Source organism: Streptomyces cynarae (assembly GCF_025642135.1).
Lineage (GTDB): Bacteria > Actinomycetota > Actinomycetes > Streptomycetales > Streptomycetaceae > Streptomyces > Streptomyces cynarae.
Map to the genome: position 1 here is coordinate 5,006,557 of NZ_CP106793.1, position 13,024 is coordinate 5,019,580.

A 13,024-nucleotide genomic window follows, 5' to 3' on the forward strand; every position below is an offset into this window, starting at 1 on the left:
CTCTCCACGACGGAGTCGTCAAAGGTCTCCCAAGGAGTCATCCCCTTGGCGTGGCACGGGGGGTGGGCGAGGGCCCGACCAGGTAGTGAGCGCGGGCTGCCGCCGCTTTCCGCCGGAGTGAGAATGGCCGACATGAGTCCCATCTTTCGGCGTAACAGCAGCGGCCAGAACCCCACCGAGCGGCTCGTCACCCTCATCCGGAAGCCCGGGTGTCATCTCTGCGACGACGCGCAGGTCGTCATCGAGAAGGTGTGCGGCGAGCTCGGCGTGCCCTGGGAGGAGAAGGACATCACCCAGGACCAGCGGCTCCACGACGAGTACTGGGAGCAGATCCCCGTCGTCCTCGTCGACGGTGCCCAGCACACCTTCTGGCGTGTCGACGAGCAGCGGCTGCGCAGGGCGCTGACCGAGTAGTCCAAAGAGGTCCGCAAAGTCGCCTAGGATCGAGGGCGACTGGTCTTGGGGGCGGGGATCGTTGAGGAGAGTGTGCGGTGAAGCCCCCAGCAGTACCACGCGTGACCCCGGTCACGTTGGCCGGGCAAATCGGACACCATCTTTGTGCACGCGTTCACAAAGACATAGCCTGCATTCGACGGGGCGGTCTGGGGACGTGTGACCGCCCGCAGCCCCGCTCTACCCGCAGGAGCACCGTGGCAACTGGCCGAACTCACCGACCGGCGACCCGTAGCCGAGGGATTCCCGAGGCCACCGTCGCCAGGCTTCCGCTGTACCTCCGAGCCCTGACCGCGCTGTCGGAGCGCTCGGTACCCACGGTCTCCTCCGAGGAGCTGGCCGCCGCCGCGGGCGTGAACTCCGCGAAGCTGCGCAAGGACTTCTCCTACCTCGGCTCCTACGGCACCCGGGGCGTGGGCTACGACGTCGAGTATCTCGTCTACCAGATCTCCCGCGAACTGGGCCTGACCCAGGACTGGCCGGTTGTGATCGTCGGTATCGGCAACCTCGGCGCGGCGCTGGCCAACTACGGCGGGTTCGCCTCCCGCGGCTTCCGGGTCGCGGCCCTCATCGACGCCGACCCGGCCCTCACGGGCAAGGCGGTCGCCGGCATCCCGGTCCAGCACACGGACGATCTGGAAAAGATCATCAAGGACAACGGCGTCTCGATCGGCGTGATCGCGACCCCCGCGGGCGCCGCCCAGCAGGTCTGCGACCGGCTCGTGGGCGCGGGCGTGACCTCCATCCTGAACTTCGCGCCGACCGTGCTGACCGTTCCGGACGGCGTCGACGTCCGCAAGGTCGACCTCTCCATCGAGCTGCAGATCCTCGCCTTCCACGAGCAGCGCAAGGCCGGCGAGGAGGCCATCGCCGATGCGCTGCCCGACGGCCTGCCGGCCGCCGCCGCCTCGACCACGGAGTCCGCCGACAAGGGACCCGACGGGGACGTCCCCGCCGTGATGCCGGCATGAGTCTCCTCGTCGTCGGGCTGAGCCACCGCAGCGCACCGGTCAGCGTCCTCGAACGGGCCGCGCTGACCGCGGACGCCCAGGTCAAGCTGGTCCATGACACGGTCGCCGCCGAGCCGGCCACCGAGGCCGCGGTACTCGCCACCTGCAACCGCATCGAGCTGTACGCGGACGTCGACAAGTTCCACGCCGGTGTCGCCGAGCTGTCCACCCTGCTCGCCCAGCACAGCGGGGTCGGCCTCGACGAGCTGACCCCCTACCTCTACGTCCACTACGAGGACCGGGCCGTCCACCACCTGTTCTCGGTGGCCTGCGGGCTGGACTCCATGGTCGTCGGCGAGGGGCAGATCCTCGGGCAGATCAAGGACTCCCTGGCCACCGCGCAGGAGCAGCACACCGCCGGACGCCTGCTGAACGACCTGTTCCAGCAGTCCCTCAGGGTCGGCAAGCGCGCCCACTCCGAGACGGGCATCGACCGTGCCGGGCAGTCCCTGGTCACCTTCGGCCTGGAGCAGTTGTCGGCCGGTGCGCCGGTGGAGACATGGGCCAAGGGCAAGCGTGCCCTGGTGATCGGGGCCGGCTCCATGTCGTCGCTGGCCGCCGCGACGCTCGCGCGCTCCGGCGTCGCCGAGGTCGTGATCGCCAACCGCACGCTGGAGCGCGCCGAGCGCCTGGCGCAGATCCTCACCGAAGGGGACGACACGGACGTCCTGGCGCGTGCGGTGCCGATGGAAACGGTTCCGGACGAGCTGACACGTGCTGACGTCGTGGTGTCCTGTACGGGCGCGACCGGTCTCGTGCTGACCGCCGAGTCGGTCGCCGCGGCCCTCGAGGGCAGGGTGGAGGGACCGGTCGCCCCGGACGCCGGAGCCGGGCCTGCCGTGCGCGTCACCGAAGCGGCGCCGATACGCGGAGATCTGCCGCCCACCAGTCTCGGCACCGAGGAGGGTTGCCCGCTCGACCTCTCGGCCGTGCAGGGCACCGCTCACTTCTCGGTGCTCGGCGAGGCCGCCGTCGCCGGGATGCCGGCCGCGGAGCTGGAGCAGCACGCCGCCTGGGTCGACAAGGGCGCCGAGGAGCCGCGCAGTGGTCGTACGGCCGTCGTGGCGGACCCGGAGACCGAGGCCGAGCTGATCAGTGCGCTCGCCGCGACCGTCGCCACGATCGGCCGGATCCCGGAGCGCCGCCGTCCGGAGCCCGTCCTCGAGGCTCCCCGCCCCGCGCCCGTGCTGTCGCTGCTGGACCTCGCGATGCCACGCGACATCGACGCGGCCGTGCACCGGCTGCTCGGGGTGCGACTCGTCGACATCGAGTCGCTCGCCGAGGCCTCCGCCGACGCGCCGATGGCCGCCGACGTCGACCAGGTCCGGCGTATCGTCTCCGACGAGGTCGCCGCGTTCGGCGCCGCCCAGCGCGCAGCGCACATCACGCCCACCGTGGTGGCGCTGCGCTCGATGGCAGCGGAGGTGGTGGCCGGCGAGATGGCCCGCCTGGAGGGGCGGCTGCCCGGCCTCGACGACAAGCACCGCGCCGAGATCACGCAGACCGTGCGGCGCGTCGTCGACAAGCTGCTGCACGCGCCGACCGTACGGGTCAAGCAACTCGCGGCCGAGCCCGGCGGCGCCGGCTACGCGGACGCGCTGCGCACCCTGTTCGACCTGGACCCCGAGACGGTCGCCGCCGTCTCCCGGGCCGACGACACCAAGAGCACCGAGAACACCGAGAACGCCAAGAACCGAGGGCGAGCATGAGTGAGCAGTCACCACTGAGGCTCGGGACCAGGCGCAGCAAGCTGGCGATGGCCCAGTCCGGGCAGGTCGCCGACGCCGTGCGCCGGGTGACCGGACGGCCCGTGGAGCTCGTGGAGATCACGACGTACGGGGACACCTCCCGCGAGCACCTCGCGCAGATCGGCGGCACCGGTGTGTTCGTGACGGCCCTGCGTGACGCGCTGCTGCGCGGCGAGGTCGACTTCGCGGTGCACTCGCTGAAGGACCTGCCGACCGCGCAGCCCGAGGAGCTGGTGCTGGCCGCAGTGCCGGTACGCGAGGACCCGCGGGACGTGATCGTCGCGCGCGACGCCCTGAAGTTCACCGACCTGCCCCGTGGGGCGCGCGTCGGCACCGGTTCGCCGCGCCGCATGGCGCAGCTGAACGCGTATGCGCGCGGCCACGGCCTCGACATCGAGACCGTCCCGATCCGCGGCAACATCGACACCCGAGTCGGATACGTCCGCAGCGGAGAGCTGGACGCCGTGGTCCTCGCCGCGGCCGGGCTCAACCGCATCGGGCGGATCGACGAGGTGACCGACTTCCTGTCGGTCGACACGGTTCTGCCCGCCCCCGGCCAGGGGGCACTGGCGATCGAGTGTGCCGCGGACAACGCGGACCTGATCGCGGCGCTCGCCGAGCTCGACGACCCGTTCACACGGGCCGCCGTGACCGCCGAGCGGTCCCTGCTCGCCGCCCTGGAGGCCGGTTGCAGCGCCCCCGTGGGCGCGTTGGCCGACCTTCCCCCACTCTCGGCTCCGCTCGAGCGGGGGGACCCCCATGCCGACGAACAGATTGTCAAGGAAATGCGCCTGCGCGGAGTCGTCGGAACACCCGACGGTCGCACGCTGGTGCAGCTGTCCACCACCGGTCCCGTGCCCGAGACGCACGACCAGGCAATGGCGCTCGGTCGCGAACTCGCCGCCGAGATGCTCACCAAGGGCGCGGCCGGTCTGATGGGGGAGCGAGCACATTGAGCCCCACCACCCTTCCCGCCGGCCTTGAACACGGGCACGTCACCTTCCTCGGTGCCGGACCCGGAGATCCGGGACTTCTCACACTGCGCGCCGTCGAGGCGCTGGCCAACGCGGACGTCCTCGTCGGCGAGCACGAGGTGCTCGACGTCGTGCGCACGCATGCCAGAGCGGGCGTCGCCGAACTCAACACGGACACGGACCCCTCCACGGGTGCGTATCCGGGCGCGGGCACGCCTCAGCTGACGGTTGTTGACGGCGAGTCAACAGCCGCTGGTGTCCCTGCGTTGCGGGATGCCGCACATCTTGTCATGGAGGCTGCGCGGGGCGGCAAGCGGGTCGTCCGTGCGGTGTCCGGCGACCCCGGCCTGGACGCGTACGCGGCCGGCGAGATGCTGGCGTGCGCCGCCGAGGGCGTGCCGTTCGAGGTCGTCCCCGGCGTCGCGACCGCGGTGGGCGTGCCCGCGTACGCGGGTGTGCCGCTGCGGGACGCGCAGGGCGCGGACGTCCGGTTCGTGGACGCCCGGACCGCCTCCGACCGCTGCTGGACGGAGGTCGGCGCGTCCGACGGCACGGTCGTGGTGTCCACGACGCTGGACTCGGTGGCGGCGGCCGCCGGGGAGCTGGTGGCCGCGGGCCGCAAGCCGGACACCCCGATGACGGTGACGGTCGCCGGTACGACGACGCGGCAGCGCACCTGGACCGCCACCCTCGGCTCCATCGCGCAGACGCTGAAGCAGGCGAAGGTCCTGCCGTCCCCCGAGGGCGGGCGTGCGGTGATAGCCGTGGTCGGTGAGCGTTCCGCCGCCGCCCAGCGCGACCAGCTGTCGTGGTTCGAGAACAAGCCGCTGTTCGGCTGGAAGGTCCTCGTGCCGCGTACGAAGGAGCAGGCGGCGTCGCTCTCCGACCAGCTGAGGTCCTACGGGGCCGTGCCGCACGAGGTCCCGACGATCGCAGTGGAGCCCCCGCGCACCCCGCAGCAGATGGAACGAGCGGTCAAGGGCCTGGTGACGGGCCGCTACGAGTGGATCGCGTTCACGTCGGTCAACGCGGTGCGGGCGGTCCGGGAGAAGTTCGAGGAGTACGGCCTGGACGCGCGCGCCTTCGCGGGCATCAAGGTCGCGGCGGTCGGCGAGCAGACGGCGAAGGCGCTGGTGGACTTCGGCGTGAAGCCGGATCTGGTGCCGAGCGGCGAGCAGTCGGCGGCCGGCCTGCTGGAGGACTGGCCCCCGTACGACCCGGTCTTCGACCCGATCGACCGCGTGTTCCTGCCGCGCGCCGACATCGCGACCGAGACCCTGGTCGCCGGCCTGATCGAACTCGGCTGGGAGGTCGACGACGTGACGGCCTACCGGACGGTCCGCGCCTCGCCTCCGCCGGCCGAGACACGTGAGGCGATCAAGGGCGGCGGTTTCGACGCGGTCCTGTTCACGTCGTCCTCCACGGTCCGGAACCTGGTCGGCATCGCGGGCAAGCCGCACAACGTGACGGTGATCGCGTGCATCGGCCCGGCGACCGCGAAGACGGCGGAGGAGCACGGTCTGCGTGTGGACGTCATGGCTCCGGAGCCGTCGGTCCACAAGCTGGCGGAGGCGCTGGCGGACTTCGGCCTCAAGCGCCGGGCCGCCGCGCTGGCGGCCGGGGATCCGGTGACGCGTCCGAGCGAGCGGAGGCCGGGGGCGCGGAGGCGTCGCTCGACGACGTAGCGGTGTCCTCGCCCTCGCCGCCCCTACCCTTCCCGTCCTCCAAGGGATCCGCCCCTTCGACCCCGCCGGGGCTCCGCCCCGGACCCCGGTCGGGGGCCAGCCCCCGGACCCCCGCTCCTCAAACGCCGGAGGGGCTGAATTTTCAGCCCGTCCGGCGTTTGAGGACGAGGCTGTTCAGGCCGAAGGGGGGCCTGGGGGCGCAGCCCCCAGGGACGGGAAGGGAAGGGGCGGCGGGGGCGGTGACCGTCCGGAGTTCCGCCCGACGCAGCGTCGGCAAAAGGACCCCCGGGCCGGGCGTAGCGTAGAGGGCATGACGAAGTACGGATCCTTCCCCGGTACCCGTCCCCGGCGCCTGCGCTCCACGCCCGTCATGCGCCGCATGATCGCCGAGACCCGGCTGCACCCCGCCGACTTCATCCTCCCGGCCTTCGTGCGCGAGGGCGTCAGCGAGCCCGTGCCGATCGCGTCCATGCCCGGTGTCGTGCAGCACACCCGGGACAGCCTGAAGAAGGCGGCGCTGGAGGCCGTGGAGGCCGGGGTGTCCGGGATCATGCTCTTCGGGGTGCCCGAGGAGTCGAAGAAGGACGCCGTCGGAACGCCGGGCACCGACCCGGACGGGATTCTTCAGGTCGCCATCCGGGACGTGCGCGCCGAGGTCGGGGACGACCTCCTCGTCATGTCGGACCTGTGCCTGGACGAGACCACCGATCACGGGCACTGCGGCGTGCTCGACGCCAGGGGCCGGGTCGACAACGACGCCACCCTCGAGCGGTACGCCGAGATGGCGCAGGTCCAGGCCGACGCCGGCGCCCATGTCGTCGGGCCCAGCGGGATGATGGACGGGCAGATCGGCGTCATCCGCGACGCGCTCGACCAGATCGGGCGCGAGGACGTCGCGATCCTCGCCTACACCGCCAAGTACTCCTCCGCCTTCTACGGGCCGTTCCGCGAGGCCGTCGCCTCCTCGCTGAAGGGCGACCGGAAGACCTACCAGCAGGACCCCGCCAACTGGCGCGAGTCCCTGCGCGAACTCGCCCTCGACCTCGAGGAGGGCGCCGACATGGTGATGGTCAAGCCGGCCGGGCCCTACCTCGACATCCTGGCGAGGGTCGCGGACGCGGTCGACGTGCCCGTGGCCGCGTACCAGATCTCCGGTGAGTACGCCATGATCGAGGCCGCCGCCGAGAAGGGCTGGCTCGACCGCGACCGCGCGATCCTGGAGACCCTGACCGGAATCAAGCGCGCCGGTGCGCGGAACATCCTCACCTACTGGGCCACCGAGGTCGCGCAGAAGCTGCGGTGAGGCCTGGCGGTAACCGTGTGATGTAAAGGGTTGGTGACACACGGGAAAGCGCGTTCCCCGATCGCTAGGGTGATGGGTCAATTCCGGTAGATCACCTGGGAATCGGGGGAGCCGTGGCGACCGTGGAACCCGTCTTCGAGCATGCCGACCGGCTCTTCGACCTCCTGCGCCGGCTCGTGCGCAGGCCGGGCAAGGGGGAGGTGCCGAGTGAGGTGCCGGAGCGGGACGGAATCCCGATACTGGGCCTGCTCGGCGACCACCAGGACGGTCTCGCCGAGCAGGTCGTGGCGGCGTTGGGCGCGGCCCAGCCCCGATCCGTCCCGCACGAGCTCGTCGACCTCGACCTGAGGCGGGCGGAGGTCGTCGCCGAGCGCGGCGACCCCTCGGCCGCGAACCACCTCGACCCCGACTGGCAGCGCGCCGAACTGTGCAGGCGCATCCTCGTCCAGCTGGCCGACGAGTACTCGTCCCCGCGCTACGGGCACGACAGGAGCGTACGTTTCCGGCGGCTCGGGCTCGTCAACTGGCTGCTGGAGATGACGGACACGGTCCGGCAGCCCGACAGCCAGCACGGCCAGATCGTGCTGAGGCGGCTGCGTGACCGCGAGCTGGAGCGAAGACGCCTGTTCGGATTCATGCGCAGCCCGAGCACCGAGGTCGCGTTGCAGGGGAACGTGCCTTGGTGGGCGTACCTGCTCGGGCTGCACCTTCTGCCGATCATCTGGTTCCGGGTGTGGCGCGGTCTGGGCAGCGAGTACCGGTGGCTGTTGCGCCAGCCCTACATGGCGCCGGCCGATCCCGGGACCTTCATCGGGTTCGCCGTACGGCTCACCCAGCCCCGCTGGGGGCGTGAAGACCCCACGCAGATCAGCAAGTTGATGATCAACGCGTTCCTGGAGGACCTGCGGGTCGCCTACCGGCGGCGGCCGTGGCGCCGCCGCGCGTACCGCCGCACGGCGTACTGCGTGGCGTTCCTGAAGGGGGTGAGCGAGGACAACGGCGGCCTGGAGATCGTGCGGCTGTTCGCCGAGGTGCGCAATGACACCGGCGCCTTCGACCCGCTGCTCCTCGTGGTGAGCCGGCCGGAGGCACTGGTCGAACCCGTACCCGTCCGGGAACTCACGGGGACGGGGCAGGACGGCCGGCACAGAGGGCTCCCCCCGTACGAGGCCTGGTGCGAGCAGCTGAGGAACGCCGGGGGCGGCCGGAACGCGGAGTTCTGGTACCTGCCGGTGCGGGTGTCCGCGCCGCTGCCGATCGGCGATCCCGGCCGCGACGCGCAGGACGAGCGCACGTCCGTGGCCCGCCGGCTTCAGGTGCCCCCGCCGCCGGTCTGGGCCGGACGCACGGCCACGGTCGTGTCCCTCGCCCTCACCTTCGCACTGATCGCCACCGGCATCGCCTACGGCGTCGCGAACGAGTGGGAGTGGCGGCGGCAGCACTGCGGACTGAGCCGGTCCGACCCGGATGCGCGGACCCTGCAGCGGGAGTCGACCGACGAATGCGTCGGCGTCGCCCCGCACGGATTCGCCTTCGGCTCCACCGACCCGCGGGTGCAGCAGACCCTGCGGACCATCGCCCGGCAGAACGCGGAGGCGGAGCGGAAGCACGCCGCCGACCCCTCCAGGCGGCTCGTCACCCTGGTCCATCTGTCCGCCCTGCTCAGCGCCCCCATGGGGGAGACGTCCAACACGCTGTCGTACGCGCGCGAGCAGTTGCAGGGCGCGGCGAGCGCGCAGCGGCGGCAACTCGACAGGCAGGGGCCGGACGAGCCCCTCCTGCGGATCTTCCCGGCCGCCGCCGGTTCCGGCATGCGGTTCGGGGCCGATGTCGCGAGCACGATCAAGCGGATGATGCGGACCGACCCGACCATCGTCGGCGTCACCGGCCTCGACCAGAGCCGCAAGGCCACGATCACGACCATCGGCGCACTCACCCGGGTCGGCCTTCCCATGGTCGCCACCACACTGTCCGCCGACACCCTCCCGGAGAACTCGGCGCTCTACTACCAGGTATCGCCGCAGAACCGGCGCGAGGCCGCGATCTCCGCCGCCTACGCCGACCACCTCGCCGACTCGGGGAAGCTGAAAGAGCGCGCGGTACGCGTCGTGTACTCCCTCGATGCGACCGACGAGTACAGCGCGAACCTGCGGGCGGACGCCGTCGCGGCCTTCCGGCACGCGGGTTTCCACGTGGACGAACAGGGCTACGTCCCCTCTCCCGCGCCCGCTGACGGTTCCTCGGGGCCGGGCGCACGCACCATCGGCGAGCAGGCCTGCGGTTACCGGGGGCTGGTCTTCTTCACCGGCCGGTCCGAGGACTTCGAGACGATACTGGGTGCCACCAACGACACCTGCGGGTCCAGTCCGCCCACGTTCCTCGGCGGCGACGACGTGGCCCGCCTCGGCGCCGACCCGGGGCGGCGCAGGGCCTTCCCCCGGGTCCCGTACGAGTTCCTCGACTTCACCGTCGGCTCGGCCTCCTGCAACGGGCACAGCGACCTGTACAGCACGATGCAGGAGCTGTTCCCCGACGAGTGCCGGAACGTCCAGGACACCTCGCTGGACGGACACGCGGCCCTCGCCTTCGACGCGGCGAACCTCTACCTCAAGGCCATCGCCCGCCTCCAGGACACCGCCCCGGACACACCGCTGACCCCGGCCGCCGTCTGGTACGCCCTGAGCGGCATCCACGGCTCCGCCGCGCTCGACGGGGAGAGCGGACGCATCGACTTCGGAGGTGCGGTGGGCCGGCAGGTCCCGGTCGACAAACTCGTCTCCGTCCAGCGGGTGGAAGGCGCCCAGCGGCCGCAGCAGATGGGGTTCTGCGGACGCCGGGGAAGCGACGAGGGGGCGGCGTGGTGCCCGCCTTCGGAGGCCGGTTAGCGGTACGGCCCCTCGTCTCCTCGCGTTGCGCGGGGTTCAGTACGTCAGCGCCGCCTTCCGGTTCGGCAGCCAGCACGTGACCCGCAGCGTGTCGTCGACGTGCACGCCCTCGGGCGGGAGTGCCGGGCGGGCGGCCGGGCCGGTGGGGAGCGTGATCGTGAGGGACGTGACGGTGCGGCCGTGACCGCCGGTGCCGTCCGCCGCCGACAGCAGCACGCCCGCGTATGCGGACCCCCCGGGCGAGAGGGTGATCCGGGCTGTATGGGGCTTCGGCTCCTGAGCCGGCGGCGCCAGGGAGCCGGAATCGCCGAAGAGGGCCTTCGGGTAGCCGTTGAGGGAGCAGTTGACGGCGCCCGTGTTCGTCATCGTCAGCAGCAGGTGGTTCACCGGCTCGCTCACCCGCGTCACCGTCGCCCGCATGTGCCTGCCCGAGCAGGGGACCGCCCTGCCCGGGTGCCCGGTCTCCCGGACGGACGAGCCGGGCAGCGAGGAAGGACCCTCGTCCCGTACCCCCTCGCCGTTCTCGCACGCCGACAGCGCGAGCGCGGCGAGCGCGACCGTGACGGCGGCGAGCAGCCGGGGGCGGGCGGCACCGGTGGGACGGACGGCACGGGTGGGACGGGCGGTACGAGCAAAGGACATGGTCGGGGCCCTTCGGACGTGCGAGTTGGGGGGGTGACACCTCCACTCGACCGGTCGGCGGGAGCGGAGGCCTCGACGGCCAGCTTGACCGCTGGTTCGCCCGCCCGCCACACTCGCCGCCGAATTCGGGACGCCGAACCGACGGAATGTGTCCCGACCTGCGCAAACGCCGTCCCTCGGGAGGGAAACCCGGGACGGCGGGCCACGGTTGGAAGCGGACCGGGCACTTCCAACTGGCCTCGGCAGTTACGTTGTTGACCATCACATCGGTCGCTTGACGAACCACCGGGGGAACGGCCGATCGACCGATCGACCGATGGAACGACCGACTCCTTACGCCGACACCAGGGAGACGCCATGTCCGACGATGCCCTCAGCCACGACCCGGCCGAGCTGCGCAAGCGGATCGACACCACCAAGGCCCATCCGGCCCGCGTCTACGACGTCTTCCTCGGCGGCAAGGACAACTACCCGGTGGACCGCGCGGCCGCCGCCGCGGCGCTCGCCGCCAACCCGCGCGGCTACCTCGACGTGCGGCACAACCGCGACTTCCTGCGCCGCGCCGTGAACCGGCTGGCGAAGGAGGACGGCATCCGGCAGTTCCTCGACATCGGCACCGGCCTGCCGACCGGCGAGAACGTCCACCAGATCGCCCAGCGCATCAACCCCGACTCCCGGGTCGTCTACGTCGACAACGACCCGGTCGTCCTGGCGCACGCCCGTGCCCTGCTCACCAGCGGACCCCAGGGCCGCACGGACTACATAGACGCCGACCTCAAGAGCCCCGACCGGATCCTCGAACAGGCCGCGAAGACCCTCGACTTCGACCAGCCGGTCGCCCTCGTGCTCGTGGCGATCCTGCACTTCGTCGAGGACGAGGAGGCGTACCAGATCGTGCGCGAGCTGATGGACGCGCTGCCCTCCGGGAGCCGGCTGGTGCTCAGCCACCTCACCGAGGATCTCAACCCGGAGAACATCCGCGCCGTCCAGCGCACCTACACCGAGCGCGGCTTCACCTTCGTGCTGCGCTCCAAGGACGAGGTCGCCCGGTTCTTCACCGACACCCCGGGCCTCACAGCGGACGAGCCGGGTGTCGTCCCGGTCCACCACTGGCACCAGGACGGCGCGGCACCCGTCCCCGAGGCCGTGGACCCCGCCTACCTCGCCACCCTCGACGACATCGAGAAGGTCCGTTACCGCGACATCAACGACGTCACCGATGCCGACATCAACGTGTACGCGGCCACCGGTCGAAAGGCCTGACGCCGGGAGGTTTCCCCGGTGTCAGCCGTCCGTGCCGAACCACAGCTCGGCGAGTGCGTCGAAACGTGGTTCGGCCGGATGCGGCAGCTCGTGGAGGTAGAAGGGCAGATCGCTGTAGACGTGCAGCAGGGTGTACGCCATCAGCTGGTCCGGGTCGTACGGGGTGCGTCCGTAGGCCTCGTAGAAACGGCGGAGCTGGCGCGGGTCGGCGCGGGTGACGAACAGGCCGACGCAGACGAAGTCGTACGCCGGGTCACCGATCATCGCCGGCTCGAAGTCGAACAGGCCGGTCAGCACGCGCCCGCCGCGCATGTCGATGGTCAGGTGCTCGCTCATGAACTCGGTGTGCAGCAGCACGCGTTCGGTGGACACGGGCAGCGGCACGGAGTCCAGGAAGTCGGGGATCCGGCTCAGCCAGGGCTCACTCACCCCGGAGTGACGGTGCCACTCGACCGCCCCGGCGCGCTGGCTGCGCAGGAACGCCGTCCAGTCCGGCGGCCCGACGATGTCCGTCAGCGGGTTCCAGAACATCGCGTGCAGCGAGGCCAGCGCCTCGGCCGACTCCGTGACGATACGGTCCTGTTCCGCGGCGGTGAGCCGGTGCCAGACGTCGTTGAGGGTCCATCCGGGCAGCCGGGACATCAGCACCCACCGCCAGCCGTTCACGAACTCCTCGGTGCCGATCAACCGCGGAGTGGGGAGCTTCAGTTGACCCCACAGGTGGTGCAACACCCGTGCCTCACGGACGGCTTCCCGCGCCTCGAACCGCGGATAGAGCTTCAGCACCAAGTCGCCCCCGACCGCGTACACCGGCAGTGTCCCGTCCGGGAAGCGGCGCACCGCCAGCCCCACAAGGCCCATCTGGTCGAGCAGATGGAGCACAGCCGGGCGCAACACCCCCTCGTCCGAGACCATGGCTTTCAACTCGTCGTTCGTGTCGACGCTCGGCAGCATGCGCCGCATGCTAGGGCCCACGGACCGTCGTCCGCATGGCGAAACGAGACTGTTGTAAGGGGCAGCGATTTCCCTAAGGTGCATGAACGAGGTGTTTTCGAGTGGTG

At 71.3% G+C, this 13,024-nt stretch carries 10 protein-coding genes; 8 read left to right on the top strand and 2 right to left on the bottom strand.

Annotated features, from left to right (window positions below; genetic code table 11):
- The first annotated feature begins 123 nt into the window (after positions 1-123).
- The 7 genes from N8I84_RS22960 to N8I84_RS22990 all read left to right on the top strand — a co-directional run bounded on the left by N8I84_RS22960 (position 124) and on the right by N8I84_RS22990 (position 10,058).
- The gene (locus N8I84_RS22960) at positions 124-414 is read left to right on the top strand and encodes a glutaredoxin family protein (RefSeq protein ID WP_263231272.1); all 291 of its coding nucleotides are present in this window, start codon (positions 124-126) and stop codon (positions 412-414) included.
- Between the two features lie 236 nt (positions 415-650).
- A complete protein-coding gene (locus tag N8I84_RS22965) occupies positions 651-1,424 on the top strand; it encodes a redox-sensing transcriptional repressor Rex (protein WP_263231273.1) in 774 nt (257 codons plus the stop codon).
- Positions 1,421-3,172: a glutamyl-tRNA reductase gene (locus tag N8I84_RS22970; RefSeq protein WP_263231274.1), complete on the top strand. Its 1,752-nt coding sequence runs from the start codon at positions 1,421-1,423 to the stop codon at positions 3,170-3,172. The genes N8I84_RS22965 and N8I84_RS22970 overlap by 4 nt, the downstream gene beginning before the upstream one ends.
- A complete protein-coding gene (gene hemC / locus N8I84_RS22975; protein ID WP_263231275.1) occupies positions 3,169-4,167 on the top strand; it encodes a hydroxymethylbilane synthase in 999 nt (332 codons plus the stop codon). Before N8I84_RS22970 ends, hemC begins: the two co-directional genes overlap by 4 nt.
- Positions 4,164-5,870, top strand: coding sequence for a bifunctional uroporphyrinogen-III C-methyltransferase/uroporphyrinogen-III synthase (locus tag N8I84_RS22980; RefSeq protein WP_263231276.1), 1,707 nt, complete (start codon positions 4,164-4,166; stop codon positions 5,868-5,870). Before hemC ends, N8I84_RS22980 begins: the two co-directional genes overlap by 4 nt.
- A gap of 310 nt (positions 5,871-6,180) precedes the next feature.
- Positions 6,181-7,173, top strand: a complete 993-nt coding sequence (gene hemB / locus N8I84_RS22985; protein ID WP_263231277.1) for a porphobilinogen synthase — start codon at positions 6,181-6,183, stop codon at positions 7,171-7,173.
- A gap of 113 nt (positions 7,174-7,286) precedes the next feature.
- On the top strand, positions 7,287-10,058 hold the full coding sequence (locus N8I84_RS22990; RefSeq protein WP_263231278.1) for a type 1 periplasmic-binding domain-containing protein: 2,772 nt from the start codon (positions 7,287-7,289) through the stop codon (positions 10,056-10,058).
- Between the two features lie 36 nt (positions 10,059-10,094).
- Here the strand turns inward: N8I84_RS22990 and N8I84_RS22995 are convergent, their stop codons facing one another.
- On the bottom strand, positions 10,095-10,700 hold the full coding sequence (locus N8I84_RS22995; protein WP_263231279.1) for a DUF4232 domain-containing protein: 606 nt from the start codon (positions 10,698-10,700) through the stop codon (positions 10,095-10,097).
- Positions 10,701-11,057: 357 nt separating this feature from the next.
- On the opposite strand from N8I84_RS22995, the gene N8I84_RS23000 reads away from it, so the two are divergent.
- Complete coding sequence (locus N8I84_RS23000) at positions 11,058-11,963, top strand: SAM-dependent methyltransferase (RefSeq protein WP_263231280.1); 906 nt, start codon at positions 11,058-11,060, stop codon at positions 11,961-11,963.
- Positions 11,964-11,984: 21 nt separating this feature from the next.
- Here the strand turns inward: N8I84_RS23000 and N8I84_RS23005 are convergent, their stop codons facing one another.
- Positions 11,985-12,917: a phosphotransferase family protein gene (locus N8I84_RS23005; protein WP_263231281.1), complete on the bottom strand. Its 933-nt coding sequence runs from the start codon at positions 12,915-12,917 to the stop codon at positions 11,985-11,987.
- Between the last annotated feature and the right edge of the window lie 107 nt (positions 12,918-13,024).